At 66.7% G+C, this 22,313-nt stretch carries 15 protein-coding genes and 1 tRNA gene; 5 read left to right on the forward strand and 11 right to left on the reverse strand.

The window, feature by feature from the left end:
• Positions 1–64: 64 nt before the first annotated feature.
• From JI75_RS06495 to JI75_RS06515, 5 genes are all read right to left on the reverse strand, one after another.
• A tRNA-Ile gene (locus JI75_RS06495) sits at positions 65–139 on the reverse strand.
• A gap of 121 nt (positions 140–260) precedes the next feature.
• Positions 261–2,558, reverse strand: coding sequence for a bifunctional 23S rRNA (guanine(2069)-N(7))-methyltransferase RlmK/23S rRNA (guanine(2445)-N(2))-methyltransferase RlmL (gene rlmKL, locus JI75_RS06500; protein ID WP_039689652.1), 2,298 nt, complete (start codon positions 2,556–2,558; stop codon positions 261–263).
• An 18-nt stretch (positions 2,559–2,576) separates the two neighbouring features.
• Complete coding sequence (gene rpoD, locus JI75_RS06505; RefSeq protein WP_039690715.1) at positions 2,577–3,827, reverse strand: RNA polymerase sigma factor RpoD; 1,251 nt, start codon at positions 3,825–3,827, stop codon at positions 2,577–2,579.
• 306 nt (positions 3,828–4,133) lie between these two features.
• Entirely contained in the window at positions 4,134–6,449 is a 2,316-nt protein-coding gene (priA, locus tag JI75_RS06510) for a replication restart helicase PriA (protein ID WP_039689654.1), read from the reverse strand.
• Positions 6,450–6,503: 54 nt separating this feature from the next.
• Positions 6,504–7,988, reverse strand: coding sequence for an aldehyde dehydrogenase family protein (locus JI75_RS06515; protein WP_039689656.1), 1,485 nt, complete (start codon positions 7,986–7,988; stop codon positions 6,504–6,506).
• 127 nt (positions 7,989–8,115) lie between these two features.
• Between JI75_RS06515 and pdxR the strand changes: the two genes are divergently transcribed.
• From pdxR to JI75_RS06540, 5 genes are all read left to right on the forward strand, one after another.
• A complete protein-coding gene (pdxR, locus tag JI75_RS06520) occupies positions 8,116–9,528 on the forward strand; it encodes a MocR-like pyridoxine biosynthesis transcription factor PdxR (protein ID WP_039689659.1) in 1,413 nt (470 codons plus the stop codon).
• A 180-nt stretch (positions 9,529–9,708) separates the two neighbouring features.
• Positions 9,709–10,566 (forward strand): methylenetetrahydrofolate reductase, encoded by an 858-nt coding sequence (locus JI75_RS06525; protein ID WP_039689661.1) that lies wholly within the window; start codon positions 9,709–9,711, stop codon positions 10,564–10,566.
• Positions 10,563–11,243, forward strand: a complete 681-nt coding sequence (locus JI75_RS06530; RefSeq protein WP_039689663.1) for a vitamin B12 dependent methionine synthase — start codon at positions 10,563–10,565, stop codon at positions 11,241–11,243. Before JI75_RS06525 ends, JI75_RS06530 begins: the two co-directional genes overlap by 4 nt.
• Positions 11,231–13,711 carry a homocysteine S-methyltransferase family protein gene (locus JI75_RS06535; protein ID WP_052241658.1) on the forward strand — a complete coding sequence of 827 codons (2,481 nt, stop codon included), beginning with the start codon at positions 11,231–11,233 and terminating at the stop codon, positions 13,709–13,711. The genes JI75_RS06530 and JI75_RS06535 overlap by 13 nt, the downstream gene beginning before the upstream one ends.
• Before the next feature lie 187 nt (positions 13,712–13,898).
• Positions 13,899–14,216, forward strand: coding sequence for a rhodanese-like domain-containing protein (locus tag JI75_RS06540; protein ID WP_039689665.1), 318 nt, complete (start codon positions 13,899–13,901; stop codon positions 14,214–14,216).
• Here JI75_RS06540 and JI75_RS06545 read toward each other — a convergent pair.
• The 6 genes from JI75_RS06545 to JI75_RS06570 all read right to left on the reverse strand — a co-directional run bounded on the left by JI75_RS06545 (position 14,213) and on the right by JI75_RS06570 (position 22,312).
• Positions 14,213–14,923, reverse strand: coding sequence for a Crp/Fnr family transcriptional regulator (locus JI75_RS06545; RefSeq protein WP_052241659.1), 711 nt, complete (start codon positions 14,921–14,923; stop codon positions 14,213–14,215). The genes JI75_RS06540 and JI75_RS06545 overlap by 4 nt on opposite strands.
• Positions 14,924–15,034: 111 nt before the next feature.
• Positions 15,035–16,297 carry a methionine adenosyltransferase gene (gene metK, locus JI75_RS06550; RefSeq protein ID WP_039689667.1) on the reverse strand — a complete coding sequence of 421 codons (1,263 nt, stop codon included), beginning with the start codon at positions 16,295–16,297 and terminating at the stop codon, positions 15,035–15,037.
• Between the two features lie 227 nt (positions 16,298–16,524).
• On the reverse strand, positions 16,525–18,255 hold the full coding sequence (locus JI75_RS06555) for an ABC transporter ATP-binding protein (protein ID WP_039689669.1): 1,731 nt from the start codon (positions 18,253–18,255) through the stop codon (positions 16,525–16,527).
• The gene (locus JI75_RS06560; protein ID WP_039689671.1) at positions 18,252–20,105 is read right to left on the reverse strand and encodes an ABC transporter ATP-binding protein; all 1,854 of its coding nucleotides are present in this window, start codon (positions 20,103–20,105) and stop codon (positions 18,252–18,254) included. Before JI75_RS06560 ends, JI75_RS06555 begins: the two co-directional genes overlap by 4 nt.
• Positions 20,106–20,177: 72 nt before the next feature.
• The gene (locus JI75_RS06565) at positions 20,178–21,593 is read right to left on the reverse strand and encodes an ABC transporter ATP-binding protein (protein WP_039689673.1); all 1,416 of its coding nucleotides are present in this window, start codon (positions 21,591–21,593) and stop codon (positions 20,178–20,180) included.
• Positions 21,593–22,312, reverse strand: coding sequence for an energy-coupling factor transporter transmembrane component T family protein (locus JI75_RS06570; protein ID WP_039689675.1), 720 nt, complete (start codon positions 22,310–22,312; stop codon positions 21,593–21,595). Before JI75_RS06570 ends, JI75_RS06565 begins: the two co-directional genes overlap by 1 nt.
• Position 22,313: the final 1 nt, after the last annotated feature.

Here is a 22,313-nt window from a genome sequence, read left to right on the forward strand (position 1 = left end):
CGCACCGGCCGGCGCGGTCATTGAAAAGGCCAGCCGGTTCGCCCGACTGGCCTTCGCGTATCGATGGTGCGCCCTGCAGGACTCGAACCTGCAACCAAGGGATTATGAGTCCCCTGCTCCGCCATTGAGCTAAGGGCGCGTACCGACGTATTCTAGCGCAACCGAACCGCCCGCGCACATCTCCCCACGAGAAAACGCAATCGATACGCCCCACTGAACGCAGGGCTCGGCCCCGGTGCGCGAAAACCGCGCCGCGTGCGCTATGCCCGCGTCACGATATAGCACTTGTGTATCTTGGGCGTGCGCGCGAAATCGGCGGGGATGGTGCTGGCCGACACGTCCTCGAGCGCAACGCCGTAGCGCTCGAGCTTCTCGAGGTCGGGCTTGAACGAGCGCAGGTTGCACGAGAAGATAGCCTCGCCCTCCTCGGAAAGCAGGCGCGTCACGTTGATCAGCAGCTCCACGTGGTCGCGCTGGACGTCCCAGGTGCGCTTCCCCATCGATTTCGAGTTCGAGAACGTGGGCGGATCGACGAAGATGACGTCGAAGCGCCGACCGCTTCGACGCGCGTCGGTCAGCCAGCGCATCACGTCGCCGCGCTCGAACGAGTGCTCGGATCCGTCGAACCCGTTCGCCAGCATGTTGCGGTCGGCCCATTCCAGATACGTCTGCGACAGATCGACCGTTACCGTGCTGCGCGCGCCGCCCCCGGCGGCGTACACCGTGGCCGTGCCCGTATAGGCGAACAGGTTGAGGAACCGCGCGTCCTGGGCGCGCTTGCCCACCAGGCTGCGGGTGATGCGGTGGTCGAGGAAGATGCCCGTGTCGAGGCGCCCGTTCAGATCGACCTCGAACGTGTAGCCCCCCTCTTCGACGGTGGTCACGTAGGGGCGGTCCCCCGCATCGCGGTACTGGCTGCCGCCCTTGTCGCGCATGCGCGTTTTGGCGAACACGTGGTCGGGCCTCACGCCGCACACCACCGCAGCGATGCACAGCGCGTCGGCGAAACGGTGGCGCGCCTTCTCGGGATCGACCGACGAGGGGGCCGCGTATTCGGAAACATGCAGGTACGTGTTGCCGCGCGCCTCGCCGCAGCCCTCGTACACATCGATGGCGACCGCGTATTCGGGAAGGTCGGCGTCGTAGATGCGATAGCAGGAAACATCTTCTGCCGCCGCCCATTTCCGCCGCTCCTTCAGCACTTTGCGCAGACGGGAAGCGAACTGGATCGACCCTTCGTCGTACACCTGCACCTTGCGCGGAGCGCCTCCCGAAGAGTCGGGGATCTCGATGGTCACGCCCGCATCCGGCGCGGTGTCGAACACGCGCAGGATCGTCTCGATGCGATCGCGCCCGACCCTTTGGCTGGAAACGGCCCTGCTCTTGAATCGGGCGACCGCGCCCGCTCCCCCTGCAAGAGCGAACACCGAGCCCTCGGGCGCCGTCGCGCAGGCGTTCACGAACGCGATCTCGGCCGCTTGCAGGCTCGCGCGCTTGCCCGCGGCGCGCGCCTCGGGATTGCCGGCGACCAGCAGCCCCGCGGCATCGGCCGCGGCGTAGCGGTTCGCGATCGCCGAGACGCGCCGCACGAGCGGGACGATGCTTTCGGCATCGCCCAGCTCGACGCTGGCGACAGGGCGCAAGCCGGCGCGGCGGATATGGTCGCGCGCCCTCGAGATCGCAGGAGACGACGCGGCCACGCCCACGAACCGCACGCGCGTCGTGTCGGGCCGGGCCGTCGGACCGGCGGCGAGGGCGTCGGCTCCCGCGATTCGGGAAAGCCCCTCTTCGAACCGCCGCTCCGCCTCACGCACCAGCTTTCCCCACAGCGCCTCGTCATGGCCCTTCCATCCGGCAAAGCCCCAGCGCTCGCGACCCAACCCCGCAGCGCGGTCGCACGCGGCGGACACCGCCTCGGTGAACAGCACGCCGTTTCCGCACACCGGATCGACGAAGCCGAACCCCTTCGCGGCGCACTCGGCCCACGAAGCCTGCGCCAGCAAACCGGCGGCGAGCAGCGCTTCGAGGGCGGCGTCGTCGGTATCGTCATCTGAGAAGTAGGAACGCGTCCCCAGCGCGCCGCCCGCCAGATCGAGCGAGATCGTCGCCTTGTCGTTGCGGATGCGCACGTCGATGGCCACGCGCCGGGGCCTCTCGGGCGACTGGGCGCGCTCGGGGGCGAACGCGCGCAGGCGGTCGGCCACCGCATCCTTCACCTTCAGCGAGGTGAAGCGCGTGTTGCGCAGCTGTTCGTTGGCACCCGATGCGTGGACGGCCACGCTGGCCTCGCTCGATACGATATCCTCCCAGGCGATCCCGTGAGCACCCGCATACAGCGCATCGGCGTCGGCCGCGCTCACGCGGTCGAGCACCAGCATCACGCGGGCGGCCAGGCGCGACCACAGGCAGGTGCGGTATGCCGCCTCCAGATCGCAGAAAAAAGCAACGCCCCCGGCTAAGGGGCGCACTTTCCTGATGCGAAACGTTTTCAGTTCCTCGGCAAGCTGCCCCTCCATACCGGAGAGGCAGCTTGCGAACAGTTCAAGTTGCTGAGTCATGCAGTCCTCGAGTTGGGATTAGTCTTCCAGGTAGTCTTTGAGCTTGGACGAGCGGGAGGGATGGCGCAGCTTGGCAAGCGTCTTGCTCTCGATCTGGCGGATGCGTTCGCGCGTGACGCCGAATTCCTTGCCCACCTCTTCGAGCGTGCGGGGATGCCCGTCTTCCAACCCGAAGCGCAGGCTGATGACCTTGCGCTCGCGCTCGGCCAGGCCGTCAAGCACCTTGGCCAGCTGCTCTTGCAGCATGGAGAAGCTGGCGGCGTCGGGCGGAACCACCGCGTCGGTGTCCTCGATGAAATCGCCCAGCTGGCTGTCCTCTTCCTCGCCGATGGGCGTCTCGAGGCTCACCGGCTCCTGGCTGATCTTCTGGATCTCGCGCACGCGCTCGGCGGTCAGGCCCATCTCCTCGCCGATCTCCTCGGGGGTTGGCTCGCGGCCCAGCGACTGGAGCAGCTGGCGCTGGATGCGCACGAGCTTGTTGATGGTCTCCACCATGTGCACGGGAATGCGGATGGTGCGGGCCTGATCGGCGATGGCGCGCGTGATGGCCTGGCGGATCCACCAGGTCGCGTACGTCGAGAACTTGAAGCCCTTCTTGTAATCGAACTTCTCGACCGCGCGGATAAGGCCCAGGTTGCCCTCTTGGATAAGGTCCAAAAACAGCATGCCGCGGCCCACGTAGCGCTTGGCGATGGATACGACCAGGCGCAGGTTCGCTTCGATGAGCTGCTGCTTCGCATCGATACCGACCTGTTCGATGCGGCCGAGGCGGCGCTTCTCGCGCCGTTCGAGCTCGACGCCTTCCTCCTCTGCGCGCTCGAGCTCCTCGGTGGCCGCGACGCCCGCTTCGATCTTCATGGCCAGATCGATCTCTTCTGCCGCGGTGAGCAGCGGAACCTTGCCGATCTCCTTCAGGTACATGCGGACCGGGTCGCCGGTGAGCATGGTGACGCCCGCATCCGCGGCGCGGCGGCGCGACTTCACCTTGCTGACGCGGCTGTTGGTGACCTTGGGAAGCTGGACGTCGGAAACGGCTTTCAGCTCCTCCTCGGGGATTCCCTCGAGCAGGTCCTCGTCGTCGGAGTCGGGGTCGGAATGGTCCTTGTCGGCATCGGCCGCGTCGACCGCGCCGATCCCCTCGGGCTCGACGTCGTCGGAGTCCTCGAATTCGTCGGCATCGGTCTCGGCGGCTTTCTTGGCAGCGGGCTTCTTCGGTTTGGCCGCCTTCTTAGCCGCGTCGGCGGGCGCAGCGCCCTCTTCGGTCCCGATTGCTCCCTCTTCGACGTTCTCGATAAGATCACCTGCTTTTTCGTCTGCGATGCGCTTGGTTTTCGTCGTTGTCTTTTCCGAGGCTTCAGCCACGTGAACTTCCTTTCGACCCTGGAGCTTTTGCCCGTATCCACCTGAATTTGGGCACAAAGATACAAGGGTGAAGTTTACTACGTTTTCGACCAAACCGTAAGCCCCGTCGGAATTATGGAGGCGAATCCTCGTTCCCGCCGCGCTCGAACGCTTTCCGCCCCGAAACGTCGCACCGCAGGCCGCCGCCCTCCCCCATCGGCGCCGATCGGGTCCCTACAGCAAGTCGTTGGGATCGACGTCCACCGCCACACTTACGCGCGGATCGGCCTTGCGCGCCCGGAACAGAGGCAGAAGCACGCGCGCGATATCCGCGTCGACCGGGCATTTCACCACGATATGCCAGCGGTAGGTGTTGCGCAGCTTGGCCAGCACGCAGGGCACGGCGTCGTGCACCCGCCAGGCCGAACCGCCGTACTCGCTTACGCGCCGCACGAGGTCGCGCTGGAGCGCCTTCGCCTGGCCCTCCACCGATTTCTCGTCCTTTCCCCAGATCAGCACGTTGGCCATGCGCACATAGGGAGGGTATCCCAGGGCTTTGCGCTTGGGGAGCTCGTCGCGCAGGAACAGCGCGCGGTCGTAGCGGGCCGCCGCGCGGATGGCGGCGTGGTCGGCCTCGTAGGTCTGCACCATCACCCGCCCGGGCAGCTCGGCGCGGCCCGCGCGGCCCGCGACCTGTTCGACCAGGTCGAACGTGCGCTCGGCAGCCCGGTAGTCGGGAAGGTTCAGCATGGTGTCCGCGTTGATGACCCCCACCAGGGTCACGTCGTCGAAATCGAGGCCCTTGGCGATCATCTGGGTTCCCAGAAGCACCGCGGCGTCGGCCGATGCGAACCGATCCAGCAGGTCCTGGTGGGCGTTTTTCCCCTTGGTGGTATCGGCGTCCATCCGGATGATGGGCACTTCAGACGTCACGCTGGAAAACCCGTCGATCAGCACGCGCAGGTCCGCCTCGACGCGCTGGGTACCGGCGCCGAACTTCTTGAGATAGGGGCTTGCGCACTCCGGGCACGCACCGGGCACGGGAATGCGGTACCCGCAATGGTGGCAGGTGAGGTAGGCGCCCTGTTCGTGGTAGGTGAGCGACGTCGAGCAGTGCGGGCAGGAGGGCACGAACCCGCAGGCGCGGCACAGCACGAACTTCGCGAACCCGCGCTGGTTCAGCATGAGGACGGCCTTGCGGCCCGCCGCCAGCTCCTCTTCCAGGGCGCGGGCCAGCGTGCGCGAGAACATCGAGCGCGACCCCTGGCCGAACTCCTTGGCCATGTCGATGACGGTGATCTGCGGCAGGGGCCTCCCGTTCGCGCGCTCGGGCAGAAGCACCGCGCGCCAAAGCGGGTCCTTCACCGCGGCATGGAGGCTTTCGATCGAAGGGGTGGCCGAACCCAGCACCAGGGTCGCCCCCGCGCGGCGCACCATCCACAGTGCCACGTCGCGCGCATGGTAGCGCGGGGCGCTGTCCTGCTTGTAGGAGCCCTCGTGCTCTTCGTCGATGATGATGAGGCCCAGGTTCGACAGCGGCGTGAACAGGGCGCTTCGCGCACCCACCACCACGCGCGCCTCCCCCGAGCGGATGAAGTCCCACTGATCGTAGCGCTCTCCCTGGCTCATGCGCGAGTGCATGACGGCCACCCGGTCGCCGAAGCGCCCGCGGAAGCGCGCGACCGTCTGGGGCGTGAGCGATATCTCGGGGACCAGCACGATGGCGGTGCGCCCCGCCTCCACCACCGACTCGATGGCCTGCAGGTACACCTCGGTCTTGCCCGACCCGGTGACGCCGTCGATAAGGACCGTCTCGCCCCGCGCCGCCGCACGCGCCTGGGCGATCGCATCCACCGCAGCCTTCTGCCCTTCGGTGAGCTGCGGCTTCACCGAAGGAACGAACGAGTTTCCGCGCGGGGCGTCCCCGCGGAAGCGGCGGCGGCGCTCGATGGCGATCGCGCCTTTCGCCTCGAGGGCCTTCAGCGTGGACGCCACCGCTCCGAACTCGGCCGACAGCTCGACCGCGCGCAGATCGCCCGCCTCGAGCGCCTTGAGGATGGCGATCTGCTTCGCCGCGTTCTTGCGGGGCCGAAACTCCCCGAATGCAGGGCCGGCCGTGATCCAGCGGTCGTCCACCTCGCCCACCGTCGGCTCTTCGAGGCGCCAATGCCCGTCGCGCGAGCGCACCATGCGCGGAATGCCCCCCGGAGGGGTGAACAGGCGCACGCACGCCGACAGCGGCGCGATGTAGCGCTCGGAGAGGTACTGGGCGCACGCCGCGCCCTCTTCGTCGAAATACGCCGGCCCCAGCGCGCGGATCACGTGCTTCAGCTTGGACGGATCCATCCTCTGGGCGAGATCGAGCTCGGATACCTCCTCGATGGCCACGACGAACCCGCAGGCCCGCCGTCCGCCGAACGGCACGAGAACGACGCAGCCAACGGCCACGTCGAACTCGAGATCGTCGTTTTTCTCCTCGGCGACGAGATAGGTGTAGGGGGCGTCGAGCGCCTGGGTGGGTATGTCGAGAACTACCTGAGCGATTTTCATACGGCCAGTGTAGCAGCGGCGCACCCGAACTCCCAGACGCCCGCGCAACCTCGATTATTTCAGCGGATAGAAACCGCTGGGCGCGTCGTTCAGGTTGATCATGATGTTCTTCTTCTGGGTATAGGCGTCCAGGATGGCGATGTCGGTCTCGCGCCCGATACCGGACTTCTTCACGCCGCCGAAAGGAGCGCCGGCGGGGATCTGGTTGTAGGTGTTGACCCACATGCGGCCGGTCTCGACGTTGCGCGCCACGCGCAGGGCCCGCGTGATGTCGCTCGTCCACACCGCGCCGCCCAGTCCGTACTCGGAATCGTTGGCCATGCGGACCACTTCGTCTTCGGTCTCGAACCTGATGACCACCGCGACGGGCCCGAAGATCTCCTCGCGGGCGACGCGCATGTCGTTGGTCGCGTTCGTGATCAGCGTCGGCTTGAAGAAGCTGCCCTTGGCAAGCTCTCCTTCGGCGTTGCGCTCGCCGCCCATGGCGATGGTCGCGCCCTCTTCCCGCGCGATGTCGATGTAGGAGGCGATCTTCTTGAGCTGGCCTTCGTTGATCTGGGTGCCGATCTGGGTTTGCGGATCGAGCGGATCGCCCTGCACGACCCGGCCGAACTGCTCGATTGCGCGTTCGACGAAGCGGTCGTAGATCCCCGCCTGCACGAACACGCGCGACCCGGCGCAGCACACCTGGCCCTGGTTGAACAGGATGCCCAGCATGAGCCCGTCGATGGCCCGGTCGAGATCGCAGTCGTCGAAGTAGATGTTGGCGCTCTTGCCGCCCAGCTCGAGCGTCGCGGGGATAAGCTTCTCGGCCGCGGCCTTCGCCACCCCGTAGCCCACGCTGGTCGAGCCCGTGAAGGCCAGCTTGCGCAGATCGGGATGGTCCAGCAGGAACTGCCCGCACGCCGAGCCCTTGCCCGAGACCACGTTGATGACGCCCGCCGGGACGATGTCCTGGATGAGCTCCATGAGCACGATCACGCTCAACGGCGTGGTCGAAGACGTCTTGAACACGGTGCAGTCGCCTGCCGCCAGAACCGGGGCCAGCTTCCACGCCGCCATGAGGAAGGGGAAGTTCCACGGCACGATCTGGCCGACGACGCCGATGGGCTCGCGCATCACCAGGCTGAGCATGCCCCCGTCGAGCACCCGGGAGGTGCCCTGCTCGGTGCGCACGGCGCTGGCGAACAGGCGGAAGTGGTCGGCCGCGAAGGGAACGTCGATGTTCATGGTCTCGCGGATGGGCTTGCCGTTGTCCATCGACTCCACCGTGGCCAGCAGCTCTTTGTTCTCGTCGATGACGTCGGCGATCTTGTTCAGGATGGACGCCCGCTCGGCGTCCCCCACGTGCTTCCAGGTGTCGAAAGCGCGCCAGGCGGCGGCGACGGCCGCATCGACGTCCTCCTTGGTCGCCTCGGCGACATCGGCCAGGTGCTGCCCGGTCGCGGGGTTGGTGGTCGCGAAGGTCCCGCCATCGGATGCGGGGACGAACTTACCATCGATGAACAGGCCGTACATATCTTTCAGATTCACGTTCATTTCGATCTCCTTGTGTCGAAACCGTTCGTTGCACCCCCGATGCTAGGCGTTATCTGATACTGTTTTAAGTCCCAGAAAATTTATTTTTTTAGGTACCAGTTGATCGCTTCGATCTCACGGAGGGCCCATGCTCACCTATGACCTGAACGAATGCCCCGAAAAGCAGCCCCTGTACGAGTTCCTGTACGAGCGCATCCGCGACGATATCGTGGACGGCAGGCTCGCCCCCGGGGACCGCCTGCCCGGTAAACGGTCGCTTGCGAACCACCTCGGCGCTTCGGCCAACACGGTCATGCGCGCCTACGACATGCTGCTAGCAGAGGGGTTCCTCTACGCGCGGGAACGCCGCGGCTACTTCGTCGAAGAGGTCAACTACGCGCCGAAGCCCCGAGCGAAGGCCCGCCTGCTGCCCGACGAGGCTCCCGTGCGCCCGAAAGCGGCCGAGGCGCGCATCGACACCGGCGGGACGCGTGCGAGCCTCGACCTGTTTCCGGCCAGCATATGGGGGCGCTGCATGCGCGAGGCGCTGTCCCTTCCCACCGACGAGCTCATGCAGGCCATTCCGCACCAGGGCCTTTCCGACCTGCGAAGCGCCCTGTGCGACTACCTCTACCGCAACCGCGGGATCGAGGCCTCCCCGAACCAGGTGGTCGTGGGACCGGGCACCGAGGTCCTGTTCGACCAGCTGCTGGTTCTGCTTGGCAGGCAGTCGAAGTTCGCGTTCGAAGATCCCGGGTACCGCAAACTGGAAACCATCGCCGACCTGCGCGGAGTCTCCTGGGAGCGCGTACGGTCAGACGAGGGGTGCCTGCGCGTCGACGAGCTGGGGCGAACCGGCGCGTCGTTCGTGCGCGTCGCGCCCGCGAACCTGTTTCCCCAAGGGCGCGTCATGCCCGTGAAGCGGCGCATCGAACTGTTCGAGTGGGCCAACGCCGAGCCGGGGCGCTATATCGTGGAAGACGACTACGACAGCGAGTTCCGCTACGGATCGAAGCCCTTCTCGCCCCTGTTCGCCGAAGACGTGAACGACAGGGTCGTCTACATGAACACGTTCTCGAAAACGCTCGCCCCGTCGTTGCGCATCGGGTACATGATCCTACCTCCCGGCCTTCTGGAGCGCTACGAGAGCTCCATAGCCTTGTTCTCGAGCGCCGTATCGAGCTTCGAGCAGTACGCGCTCGCGCGCTTCATCGAGAAAGGCCATTTCGAGCGCCAGGTATACCGCCTGCGCAACCACTACCGCAAAACGCGGAACCTCGTTGCGACGGCGCTCGCCTCGTCCGATCTCGCCGGCATCCTCGACATCGAGCGGTGCGACGCGGGAACGCACCTGCTGATGAACGTGCGCACCCGCCTGTCAAACGACGAGGCGCGCGCACGAGGGGCCCGCGCGGGGATGCGCCTGGCGTTTCTCGAGGACTACACCGACCTGCAGGAACCGAGCGACCCCGGCACTTGCCGACTGGTGCTGAACTACGCCGGCATCACCGAGGGCAACCTGAACGACGTGGTCGGAGCGCTGAGGGCCGCCTTTCTGTGAGGCCCGCGCTTCCGTTCTCGATAGCGCATGACTGGAATTCTATTATTCATATGATTCGATGTTCGGTTTCTTCTATAAGATGGAACCCGTTGCGATGACGGTGCGCAGGTTGGCCTCTGGCGCCGCGCACCGAAGCGATCGCAGCCCCGAGATCAGCACGCGCACGCATCGGAGGAAACCATGCGCATCACCCAGGTCTTCGAAAACGCGAAGCCCGTATCGTTCGAAGTGTTCCCGCCCAAAGGCCAGCTCACCGTCGATGCGGCGCGCTCGGTCATAGCCGAGCTCGCCCCGCTTCGCCCCGGTTTCGTTTCGGTCACGTATTCGGCGGGCGGCTCGGGAAACACCGCGCTCACCGAGCAGGTGGCGCACATAGGCCAGACCGAGTTCGGCCTGAATATGATGGCCCACCTCACCTGCACCGGAGCCAGCACCGAGGACATCTTGCGCCACATCGACTCGCTCCGCGCCCGCGGGGTGGAAAACGTCCTCGCGCTTCGCGGCGACGCGGTAGAGGGCGCGCGGCCCGGCGACTTCGCCCTCGCGCGCGACCTCATCCCCGTCCTGCGCGAAGCGGGGTTCTGCGTGGGGGCGGCAGCCTACCCCGAGGGGCACATCGACTGTTTGGACGATTACGAGAACATCCGCCACCTGAAAGAAAAGCAGGACGCCGGCGCCCAGTTCTTCGTGACCCAGCTGTTCTTCGACAACGACTTCGCCTATCGGTTCCTCGACCGCGCCCGCTCGGCAAACGTGACGGCGCCCATTACGTTCGGCATCATGCCTTTTTTGTCGAAAAGCCAGGTGACCCGCATGGTATTCATGTGCGGTGCCAGCATGCCGGCTCCTTTGGTGAAGCTGCTCGCCCGGTACGAGAACGACCCGGCCAGCCTGCGCCAGGCGGGCGTCGAGTACGCCTGCCGCCAGATCGACGAGCTTGCGCGCTTCGGCGTGGACGGCATCCACGTCTACACCATGAACCAGCCCGACATCGCGCGGGCCGCCGTAGCCGCCGCGACGCCCTTCTTCGCGCGATGAGCGGCTGCGGATACCTCGTCGATCGGGCGGAGACGCTGCGCTACCTCGGGTATGCGGGGCAGGCCATCGACGAATCGCTTACCGGGCGCCTCGACGAGGTCGCTGAGGCGGTGCAGCGCACCGCCTCGCCCGGGTACCGCTACCGGATCTTTCCCCTCGAAGAGGTCGAAGGGGGCATGCACCTGGTGGGAACGACGCTCGTGCTGCCCGGCGACGATATAGGAAGGCACCTGTCCGGCGCGCGGGAAGCGGCGCTCATGGCCTGCACCCTGGGGCTGTCAAACGAGCGGGAGGGGCGCCGCATGCGCCTTGTGAACTCGCTCGACGCGTTCATGTTCGACGCCGCCGGCTCGGCGCTGGTCGAATCGGTGGCCGACGCCTGCAACGCCGCCATCGTGCGCGAGGCCCACGAGCGCGGGCTGTACTGCAACTGGCGCTACGGACCCGGCTACGGAGATCTTCCCCTGGACGTCCAGCCCTCCATCGTGCGCATCCTGGGGGCCGAAAAGTCGCTGGGGCTCACGGTGACGGCAAGCAACCTGCTGGTCCCGGCCAAAAGCTCGACGGCCGTCATCGGGCTGTTCGACACCCCGCAAGACGACAAGCGCAGCTGCGCGAACTGCTCGTTTCGCCCGTACTGCTCGATACGAAAGGACGGCACGACGTGCTACCGATAACGAACGGAACCGTTTGCGCACGTGCGCGGGACGACGTGCGCGTGAAAGACGACCACCTCGCCGAGGTGTTGGAAGGCCGCGCCTACCTGGTGTTCGACGGCGCCATGGGAACCATGCTGCAGAAAGGCGGCCTGGATGCCGGCGAGCTTCCCGAGCTTCTATGCCTCACCCACGCAGACGACGTGAGCGCCATACACCGCTCCTACGTAGAAGCGGGAGCCCAGGTGATCACCACGAACACCTTCGGAGCCAACGAGCGCAAGCTGGAGGGCCGGGCAACGGTCGAGGAGGTGTTCGGCGCCGCCGTCGCCTGCGCGCGGGCCGCGAAGCCGCGCTACGTGGCCGCCGACATCGGACCGACCGGAGCCCTGCTCGAACCGATGGGGACGCTGTCGTTCGACGAGGCCTACGAGCTGTTCGCCCAGCAGGTGCGCGCGGCATGCGAGGCCGGGGCCGACCTGTTCATCATCGAGACGATGGCCGACCTTCTGGAAGCGAAGGCCGCGGTGCTGGCCGCCAAGGAGAACAGCGACCTTCCCGTGTTCGCCACGATGACCTTCGACGAGACGGGCCGCACGTTTCTGGGAACCAGCCCGAAGGTCGCGGCCTACACCTTGGACGCGCTGGGCGTGAATGCGCTGGGCGTGAACTGCTCGCTGGGCCCCGACGCGCTGGCCCCGATCGTCGAGGAGATGCTGTCGGTTGCCACCTGCCCCGTCATGGTGCAGGCCAACGCCGGGCTGCCCCAGATGGAAAACGGCGAGACGGTGTTCTCCGTATCGGCGCGAAGCTACGCCGATTCCGTAGGGAGGATGATCGACGCGGGTGCCTCGATCATCGGCGGGTGCTGCGGCACCGACCCGTCCTACATCGAGCTTTTGGCCGCGCTTGTGGAAAACCGGGTGCCGACGCGCACGCCCGCCTCCCCCGCCTGCGTCATCACCAGCGCCCAGCAAGCACTCGAGTTCCGCGGCAGATCCGTGGGCGTGATCGGGGAGCGCATCAACCCCACGGGTAAGAAGAAGCTGAAGGCCGCGCTGCGCGAAGGCGATTTCGACTACGTCGTCAACGAGGCCATCTCGCAGGATCGGGCCGGGGCCGACGCGCTGGACGTGAACGCCGGCCTTCCCGAGATCGACGAGGCCGCATGCCTATGCGAGCTGGTCAAGCGCATCCAAAGCGTCACCGGCCTTCCGTTGCAGATCGACTCGTCCGACCCGGCCGCCGTAGAAGCCGCCGTGCGTTCCTATGCGGGAAAGGCCCTCATCAACTCCGTGAACGGCAAAGAGGAGAGCCTGAAGTCCGTGCTGCCCATCGCGCGGCACTACGGTTGCGCCGTCGTCGGGCTCACGCTGGACGAGAACGGCATTCCCCCATCGGCCGAAGAGCGCGTCTCCATCGCGAGCCGCATCGTGGAGGCCGCCGAGAAGGCGGGGATCCCGCGCGAAGACGTGTTCATCGACTGCCTGGTCATGTCGGCTTCCACCAACCAAAGTGAGGTGGCCGACATCCTGCGCGCCGTGACCCTGGTCAAAGAGCGGCTGGGGGTGCGCACCGTTTTGGGCGTGTCCAACATCAGCTTCGGCCTCCCGGCCCGCCCCGTGGTCAACGCGACCTTTTTGGCGGCGGCCTTCAGCGCCGGGCTCGACCTGCCCATCCTGAACCCGCTGTCGGAGCGCTACCGCGAAGTGGTCGACACCTGGCGCGTCCTGTGCGGTCAAGACGCTGGCGCACGGCGGTTCATCGAGGGTTACGCGAACTATCGCGCAACGCCAACTCAAGGAGCGGCCGATCAGGGGAAGGGCGGCGAGACGGGCCTGTCGGGCGATCCCGCGGCCCCGTCTGAGGACGGCTCGCTGCGCAGCGCCATCGTGCAGGGCCGGAGAAAGGCCGCGAGCGAGATCTGCACGGCCATGCTAACCGACACCGATCCGCTCGAGATCATCAACGCCCACCTCATCCCGGCACTCGACGAGGTGGGAGACGCGTTCGAGCGGGGCACGTTCTTCCTTCCCCAGCTCATGGCTTCGGCAGAAGCTGCGAAGGCGGGCTTCGACGTGATCAAGGCGGCCAGCTCAGCGGTCGATGTGGACAAGGGCACCGTCGCTTTGGCCACGGTCAAAGGCGATATCCACGATATCGGGAAGAACATCGTCAGGATGCTGCTGGAAAACTACGGCTACCGCGTGATCGACCTGGGCCGCGACGTCGATCCCCAGGTCGTTTTGGACTGCGTGAAGACGCACGGGGTGAAGTTCGTTGGCCTTTCGGCCCTCATGACCACCTCGATCCGCGGCATGGAAGACACCATCGCCCTGCTGCGCGCCGAAGCCCCCGACGTGCGCGTACTGGTGGGAGGGGCCGTGCTGAACCCCGAATACGCCCAGATGGTAGGGGCGGACTGGTATGCCAAAGATGCTGCGGAGACCGTGCGGATCGCAGGCGAGTTCTTCGCGAAGACGGCATAGGGCGCGACGAGCCCGGCTGCCCCGGCGAAACGAAAACGGGCCGCCGAGGCGCAAGCGCAACGGGAACCCGCGGATCCGCCCCGGCGCGATGGGACGCGGCGCGCCTCCCTTGGGTGACTTGATCACCGAAGGCCGGGCGACCGAGCGCGTATCCTGTCCCTGGAAAACCGACCGAAAGAAGGCCTACATGGGACTGTTCTCTTTCTTCACAGGCGGCAACATCACCGAAAGCACCGCTGACGCGCGCGATCGCGGAGCCCTCATCGTAGACGTGCGCGAGACCGACGAGTACCGTCGCGGCCATATCGAAGGGGCGCGCAGCGTTCCCCTGTCCGACCTGGCCTCCATCCGCCGCATCGCCCCCGACGACCAGGCGCCCCTGTACCTTTACTGCGCCAGCGGGGCCCGCAGCGCCCGAGCGGCGAGCCAGCTGAGGTCGATGGGGTATGCGGACGTGACGAACATGGGCGGCATCATGGGATACCGCGGCCCGCTCGTCCGCTAGGAAGCCGGTCGGGCGGCGGCCCGCTTCCTCAGCGCCTCCCGATCAACCAGCGCGACGCTGCCCCGCGAAAGCTCCACCAGACCCTCCTGTGAGAACAGCTTCAGCATCCGCGACACCACTTCGCGAGCCGACCCGATATGCCCCGCGATCTCGGCATGGGTGAGGGTTACGACCGAAGCGCCCGTACGCTGCGCCTCGTCCAGCAGAAACGCCGCGAGGCGCGCGTCGAGGCTGCAGAACACCACCTGGTACATAAGCCACATAACCTCGCTGAAGCGCTCGGCCGTCTGGCGGTAGACCGCCGCTTCCACATGCACGTTGCCCTTCATCAGCGCATCGAACCGATCCGCATCGATCGACAGCACCGAGGTGTCGCCCACCGCGTCTACGAAGACGTCGAAATCGATCATCGACAGGATGCGCGAGGCCGACAAAACGCAGTTCTCGCCCCCGCCCACGAAGAACAGGGTCACCTCCCTGCCCGTTTCGGGCGACAGCAGGTAGGCCCGCAGCGACCCCGAAAGCACCAAAAGCACGCTGCCCTCGTCCCTTTGCGCCCCATGAACGTGGTCCCCGGCGCCGAAGCGCAGAAGGCGTGCGCCGCGCACCAACCCGTCGCGCTCGCCGGCGGAAAGGTGCCCCCATGCGGGGAACAGCACGGACAGCGCCCGTTCGACGTGGGCCGAGCGCCCGTCGGATCTCTGCATCGAACCTCCCTCGTCGCACCCGGATAAGAGAAGCGGCCGCAATCAGGATGCGGCCGCTTCGCTTGCAGATAGGAACCCGGCGGCCGGCCGGATGCGGCCGCCGGCATGAAACTAGAGGCCGCAGGCGGCCCTCAGCTGATCCACCTTGTCCGTGCGCTCCCAGGTGAACTCGGGAAGCTCGCGGCCGAAGTGGCCGTATGCGGCCGTCTTGCGGTAGATCGGGCGGCGCAGGTCGAGCTCGTCGATGATGGCGCCGGGGCGCAGATCGAAGACGCTGGTGACCGCAGACTCGATATCGGCCACGGGAACCGCGTTCGTCCCGAACGTCTCGACCATCACCGAGACGGGGTGGGCCATGCCGATCGCATAGGCCACCTGCACCTCGCAGCGGTCGGCCAGACCGGCCGCCACCACGTTTTTCGCCACCCAGCGAGCGGCGTAGGCCGCCGAGCGGTCCACCTTCGTGCAGTCCTTGCCGGAAAACGCGCCGCCGCCGTGGCGGCCCATGCCGCCGTAGGTGTCGACGATGATCTTGCGGCCGGTAAGGCCGGCGTCGCCCATGGGGCCGCCCACCACGAAACGGCCGGTGGGGTTGATGTGGATGCCCGCGTCGGAGGCGAGCTCTACGCCCTCGGCCGCGAAGACGGGCCGGATCACGTGCTTGACGATATCGGCGCGCAGGGCCTCGGTCTCGACGTCGTCTGCATGCTGGGTGGAAACGACCACCTGCTCGACGGCGACCGGCTTGCCCTCGACGTAGCGCACCGACACCTGGGTTTTACCATCGGGGCGCAGATAGGGCAGCGTGCCGTCCTTGCGCACCTCGGTAAGGCGCTCGGACAAACGATGCGCCAGGTAGATGGGCATCGGCATGAGCGTGGACGTCTCGTTGCAGGCGTAGCCGAACATCATGCCCTGATCGCCCGCACCGGTCAGGTCGTAGGGATCGGAGCCGTCCAGGCCGTGCTGCGCCTCGAACGACGTGTCCACGCCCAGGGCGATATCGGGGCTCTGCTCGTGGATGGCGTTCATGATTCCGCAGGTGGACGCGTCGAAGCCGTACTTCGCCCGGTTGTAGCCGATGTCGTCCAGAACGCCGCGGACGATCTCCTGCACATCGACGTAGGCCTGGGTGCGGATCTCGCCGGTGACCACCACCAACCCGGTGGAGGTGAGCGTCTCGCACGCGCAGCGGAACTGGCTGGGGTCGGCGGGCTGGCCGTTCGGGGCGACGTAGCCCGCTTCGGCCAGCTCGATCTCCTTGGCGAGGATGGCGTCGAGGATGGCGTCGGAGATCTGGTCGCACACCTTGTCGGGATGACCCTCGGTCACCGACTCGGACGTGAACAAATAGGAAGGCGATGCTTGTGCCATGTAGAGGCTCCTTGTGTACCGTGACGCGGGATCGCGCCCATCAACCATGCGCCGCGGCGCCACAGCGCCGCAAACTTCACCCATTATATCCGTCTGGGCGAAGCGCGTTTATCTGTTTAGGCACTGTTTACAGGACGCCCTCAAACGCAGGGCCGAAGCGGCGCGAACCGGGGCGCGCGAAGGCGGCCCCGGTCAAGAAGGCGCGGGAGGCCGACCCGCGACCGAGCCTACGAGCGGCTGATCCTCCATCCCTGCGCCTTCTCGCGATCCGCCCAGAAGCTGCGGTAGCGGCCCTCTTGGGCCAGCAGCTCCTCATGCGTCCCCAGCTGGGTGATGCGCCCGTCCTCGAGCATGGCGATCTGGTCGGCAGCCGCGATGGTGGAGAGCCGGTGCGCGATCACGAGCACCGTCCGGTCCCGGGAAAGCTCGTGCATCGCATCGACCACCGCGGCCTCGTTTTCCGCATCGAGCGCGCTCGTCGCCTCGTCGAACAGCACGATGGGCGCATCTTTCAGCAGGGCGCGGGCGATCGACACGCGCTGGCGCTCGCCCCCCGAAAGACGGCACCCTCCCTCGCCCACATGGGCAGACCAACCGTCGTCGAGGCGCTCGGCCACTTCGTCCAAGCGCGCGACGCGGGCGGCACGGCGCACCTGCTCGTCGGTCGCTTCGGGGGAACCGAACCGCACGTTGTCCTCGATGGTCCCATCGAACAGGTAGACGTCCTGGAAAACGAAGGAGATCATGTCCAGAAGCTCGTCGGGGCGCATATCGCGCACATCGACGCCGCCGATGCGCACGCTGCCCGCATCGACGTCCCAGAAGCGCGCCGCCAGCCGCGTGAGCGTGGTCTTGCCCGAACCCGACGGCCCCACCAGGGCGGTAAGGCTTTTTTCAGGGCAGCTGAGCGACACGTCGTCAAGCACGGAGCGCTTCTGATCGTAGGAGAATCCCACGCGGTCGAACGCCACGTCCGCGCCGGAGGGCCTCTTCGGATCGGCCGCCTGGGGCAGGGGTTGCGCCGACAGGACGCGCTGCACCGCATCGAGGGCGTTGCGGCACACGCGAAACGCCATGCCCTGGGAGCCGATCTTCACCAAAGCGTCGATGAACCGCAGCCCCAGCACGGCCACGAGCAGGTACTCGACCGCGTCGATGGCGCCTTGGGCCAGAAGCGCGGTGGAGCAGACGAACACCAGCCCGAATACCGAATACACCGTGATCGTGTAGTTCAGCATGGGACGGGCGGTGGCATCGAGCGTATCCACCGTGGCCTCCCGATCGCGCTGAATGTCGGCCTCCAGAGCCGACCATCCCTCGCGCGCCTGCCCCGTCGCGCGCAGAATGGGCTGCGCGTGCACGAACTCGAGCACGCGGGAGGTCAGCCGGGCGTTCGACTCCTCCTCCCTCAAATGCCCGTCGCCGGCCGCCTGGCCCATCTTCTTCGCCCCCGAGAACAGAAGCGGGAGCAGCACGATGAACGACAGGAAGATGCGCCAGTCGATGTAGAGGAATATCAGGGCGATGCAGACGGGAACCGTGACGGACAAGACGAGCTGGCGCAGGAACACGCCCGGGAAGTTCATGACCATCTGCAGGTCGCGTTCGAGCAGCGACGAGAGCTGGCCGGCGCGCTGGGCGTTGAACCACCCGAGGGGAAGGGATACAACGTGATCTCCCAACCGCTCCTGCAAGCGCCTGACCACCTGTTTCGTTCCGATGAGGTACCCGCGGTTCTCGGAGGCGAAGTTCACCGCCGCCGAGACGACGCCGAAGGCGATGGCGACGAGCGCCCACCTCAGAGCCGACTCGACATCGGATTGGGACAACGCGCGCAGGAGAGGGAGCAGCGCGACGTAGACGCCCGCCTCCACGATCCCGCCGATCGCGTAGAGGGTCGCCTGGGTCTTCACCCCGGTCTTCTCGCCAACGAGCGCATCGATCTGATCGACGATCATACAAGGTCCTTTCCGTCATGCCCGGCAAAGCACGCACCCGCTTGCTGCGCTTCCCACAGCCCCGCATAGCGTCCGCGCGCTTCGAGCAGTTGTTCGTGCGTTCCCTCTTCGACGATGCGGCCCGACTCCATCACGAGGATCCGATCGGCATGGATCACGGTGTTCAGCCGATGGGCGATCACCACCGTGGTCCGACCGCGCACCAGGTTGCCCAGCGCCTCCTGGATGGCCGTCTCGTTCTCGGGGTCGGCATGGGCCGTCGCCTCGTCCAGAACGAGGATGGGGGCGTCTTGGATGAGCGCCCGTGCGATCGCCACGCGCTGGGCCTCGCCGCCCGAAAGCGATCCGTCCGACGACCCGATGACCGTGTCGTAGCCAAGCGGGAGCTCCATGATGCGCTCGTGGATCTGGGCGGCCTTGGCGGCCTCCACCATCTCGGCATCCGATGCCGCAGGGCGCGCCAGCTTGATGTTGTCGCGGATGCTCACGCCCAGCATCATGCTTTCCTGGAACACGACGGCCGCCTTCGACAGAACCGATTCCGAAGATGCCTCGCGCAGATCCTTCCCACCGATCCGAACCGCTCCCGAAACCGGATCCCAGAACCGGGGGATGAGCCGCGCGAACGTGGTCTTGCCGCTTCCCGACCCCCCGACAAGCGCCGTGACGGTCCCCGGCGCGAGGCGCACGTCGATGTCGCACAGGGCGGGCGACGAATCGGAGGAGTAGGCGAACGAAACCCGGTCAAAAACCACGTCCAGACCCCCGGACGGAAGGTCTTCGGCGTCGCCTTTCTCGGGCAGGTGATCGACCGCCAGGACCTCGGCGATATGCTCGAGGTTCTGCTTGGCCAGGCGCAGAAAGCCCATCGACGCGCTCACGGCCATGATCCCCGACGGGATATTGGCTCCCAGCACCAGAAACGGCACGCAGGTTGCGAAATCGCACCAGCCGTTCATGACGAACAGGCAGCTCGCCAAGCCGATCAGAGCAAGCATCATCCCGGGGGATATGCTGGCCGCAAGAAGGCTGAACGGGCCGGCCGAGAGCTTCGTCCAGGTATACGTGACGTCGGCCAGGTTCTGCGCGGCGGCGCGGAAGCGGCCACCTGCGCGCTTGGAGCTGCCGAACGCCTTCACTACCTCGATGCCCTCGACCATCTCGACCACCGACGCCGACAGCTCGACGTTGGCGGCGTTGTACTGCTTGCTGAGCGAAGAGTAGTCGCGCATCATGAACGGCATGGAGACGGCCACCACCACGACCAGGTACCCCACCAGAAGAAGCGACAGGCGCCAATCGACCGCAAACAGGTATGCCAAGGGGACGAGCGGTGTGAGCACGGCGTTTACCAGATCGGTTGGAGCATGGCCCACCGATTGGTGCATGCCCAGCACGTCGTCTGACACGGCCTGCTTGGCCTCGCTCGACGTCCGATCGCTGAACCACCCCAGGGGCAGGCGGGAGAAATGATCGAGCAGGATATGGCGCGCGTTCACGCGGAAGTCCGCATCGGCCCGGTGGCACACGCCCGTGCCGATCCCGAACAACAGGCGGCTCGCAACGGCGCACACGACCGATGCGCCCACCATAAGCGCCAGCGCCTGCGCGTCGAACATCGATCCTGCCAGCGCCTTCTGAGCGATGGCGATCGCCACCAGGTACGGGACGAACCCGAATGCAACCGACAGCGCCGAAAGCGCCATCCCCTGCACGATCAGCCCATGGGCGGGCCTGGTGAGCCTCAGGTACAGATCCTTCAGCCCCTTTGCGGGCGCGGCGCCCGAACGGGCCTTCGCTTCGCCCGTCGCCTCTATCCTGCCTTCCGCGCCCTCCGAAACCAACTTCATACGACCACCTTCCTTTCTATGCGGTCGGAATGAGAACGTTCCCGCCGAGCCCGAACCGCCCGCGCGACGCGCCTACTCCCCGAGCTCGAAACAATGCGTGCAGCAGCTTCCCAGAAACTCGTTGTCGTGCGTGATCACCAGGATCGCCTGCCCCTCCTGGGCCGCGAACCTCAGCGAGGCCGACAGCTTCTCCATGCTCAGAGCGTCCAAGCCGCTGGTCGGCTCGTCCAGCACCAGGACGGGTCGGCGCATGACCAGCCCGCACGCGATGGACAGCCGCTGCTTCTGCCCTCCCGAAAGCGTCGAGGGATAGCGCTCCCTCAGATCCCACAGCCCCAAGCCCTCCAGCACGCGCCGGGCACGCTCTCGGTTCTCGTCTGCGGGATCGACCAGCAGCATCACCTCTTCCTGCACGCTGGGCGAGAAGAACTCGGCCCGCACGTCGTTCGGGCTGAACCACACCAGACGCCTGAGCGCGCGACGCGTGCGCCGCGCACCGCCGACCTCGACCGTGCCGCCGCGAGGCGCCGAAAGCCCCGCGACGATGCGGGCGAGCGTGGTTTTGCCCGCGCCGTTTTTCCCCGTCAAAGCGACGATCTGACCGCTCGAAACGGAAAACGAAACGTCTTGGAGCACCCGTCGCGCGCCGAACGCCGCCGAGACGCCCCTAAGCGAGAGGGCGCAAGCGCCCTTCTGGGCCCCGCAGCCCGCCAGCGGACGGGGCAGCGCCGGACGCGGCGCCCTCGACGTGCTCCTCAGCCCCAGGGCGCGGCGCTGTTCGAGCGGCAGCGCCTCCATCTGCGCGGGGGTGAACGAGCGCTCTATGCGGCCGTCGCGCACGTAATGGAAGCGATCGGCGACGCCCTCCAGGTACGCGATGCGGTGCTCCGCGATCACCAGCGCGTAGCCTTCCGCCTTCATCTGCGCTACCGTGCGGCCCAAAGCCATCGCCGCCTCTTCGTCCAGGTTCGACGAAGGCTCGTCCATAGCGACGATGAGGGGGCGGGGCGCAACCGCCGAGGCGATGGCCACCTTCTGCTTCTGGCCGCTGGACAGACGGTCGTTCGGTGTGCCGCGCAGCCCGTCCAGGCCGAACGCGGCGATGGACCCGTCGGTCAGGGACACCACGGTGTCGCGGTCGTATCCCAGGTTCTCGCAGCTGAAGGCGATCTCCCCGGCAAGCTGGCTCGAGAAGAACTGGGATGCGGGATCCTGGAACACGCTGCCCACGCTCTCGGCGCGCTTCCATGCGGGAAGGTCGGCATGCCGGGTTCCCCCGATCTCGACGCGACCGCGCGCCTCGCCCTCGTAGTAACCCCCCGCAAGCCCGTTGATCAGGCGAATAACGGTGGTCTTGCCTCCTCCCGAAGGCCCGCACAGCACGACGCACTCCCCGCCTTCCACCGAAAGCGACACGTCGTGGACGGTCTCGGGTGCGCCGCGGTACGAAAACGACACGCGATCGAGGCGAACGCCTGCGGCCCCCATCACGCCGCCCTCCCCAGCACCACCGCTGCAGCGCACGCGACGGCCCATGCAGCCATGAACGCCCAGTCCGCAAAGGTCATCGAGGTGCAGTAGTAGCTGGTTCGGGACGTGGGGGCCTCCGCCGCCCGCGTGACCGCCGACGAAGAGAGCTGGTCGGCGCTGTTTATGAGCGCCATGATCGAAGGCACCATGACGTATTCGTACGTGCCCAGGGGGTTTCCCACCACCTGCCGGACGGCCAGAAGGCCGCGCTTGCGCAGCGAGTCGCGCAGCAGACGCCAGCTCGAGGCGAACGTGGGGACGAACCTCAGCATCACGAGCGCCCCCAGTATCCCCTTCTTGGGACACCCCACGCGGGCAAGCGCGGCGCTCACCGTGCCGGGCGGGGAGGTGACGAGAACGGACAGCGCAGCCACCGCCGGGAATGAATGCCAGCTCTGCGAGATATGCAGCGGCGAGAAGAAAAGCGGGCGCATCCCGAAGTACGCGAAGGACACGTAGATCGCCGCGACGACCGCGAAGGACGCTGCGAGCCAGCACGCTATGCGCAGGCGCCCCTCACAGGCGGCGTACGCGATCGAAGCCAGGGACAGAAACGCCTGAGCCGCGTCGGCCAGGCCGAACATCGTCGCCGCTATCACCAAGACCAGCACCCATACCTTGGTTGCGACCGAGAACCTTCCCCCGCGATCGTCGACCGCATCCCCGACCAGCTCCATG

Source organism: Berryella intestinalis, assembly GCF_000814825.1.
Lineage (GTDB): Bacteria > Actinomycetota > Coriobacteriia > Coriobacteriales > Eggerthellaceae > Berryella > Berryella intestinalis.

Bases quoted from the DNA above. Each gene is read 5' to 3' on its own strand.
- rlmKL (WP_039689652.1), bottom strand. From the start codon at position 2,558: ATGACTCAGCAACTTGAACTGTTCGCAAGCTGCCTCTCCGGTATGGAG.
- priA (WP_039689654.1), bottom strand. From the start codon at position 6,449: ATGAAAATCGCTCAGGTAGTTCTCGACATACCCACCCAGGCGCTCGAC.
- JI75_RS06515 (WP_039689656.1), bottom strand. From the start codon at position 7,988: ATGAACGTGAATCTGAAAGATATGTACGGCCTGTTCATCGATGGTAAG.
- pdxR (WP_039689659.1), top strand. From the start codon at position 8,116: ATGCTCACCTATGACCTGAACGAATGCCCCGAAAAGCAGCCCCTGTAC.
- JI75_RS06525 (WP_039689661.1), top strand. From the start codon at position 9,709: ATGCGCATCACCCAGGTCTTCGAAAACGCGAAGCCCGTATCGTTCGAA.
- JI75_RS06530 (WP_039689663.1), top strand. From the start codon at position 10,563: ATGAGCGGCTGCGGATACCTCGTCGATCGGGCGGAGACGCTGCGCTAC.
- JI75_RS06540 (WP_039689665.1), top strand. From the start codon at position 13,899: ATGGGACTGTTCTCTTTCTTCACAGGCGGCAACATCACCGAAAGCACC.
- JI75_RS06545 (WP_052241659.1), bottom strand. From the start codon at position 14,923: ATGCAGAGATCCGACGGGCGCTCGGCCCACGTCGAACGGGCGCTGTCC.
- metK (WP_039689667.1), bottom strand. From the start codon at position 16,297: ATGGCACAAGCATCGCCTTCCTATTTGTTCACGTCCGAGTCGGTGACC.
- JI75_RS06555 (WP_039689669.1), bottom strand. From the start codon at position 18,255: ATGATCGTCGATCAGATCGATGCGCTCGTTGGCGAGAAGACCGGGGTG.
- JI75_RS06560 (WP_039689671.1), bottom strand. From the start codon at position 20,105: ATGAAGTTGGTTTCGGAGGGCGCGGAAGGCAGGATAGAGGCGACGGGC.
- JI75_RS06565 (WP_039689673.1), bottom strand. From the start codon at position 21,593: ATGGGGGCCGCAGGCGTTCGCCTCGATCGCGTGTCGTTTTCGTACCGC.
- JI75_RS06570 (WP_039689675.1), bottom strand. From the start codon at position 22,312: ATGGAGCTGGTCGGGGATGCGGTCGACGATCGCGGGGGAAGGTTCTCG.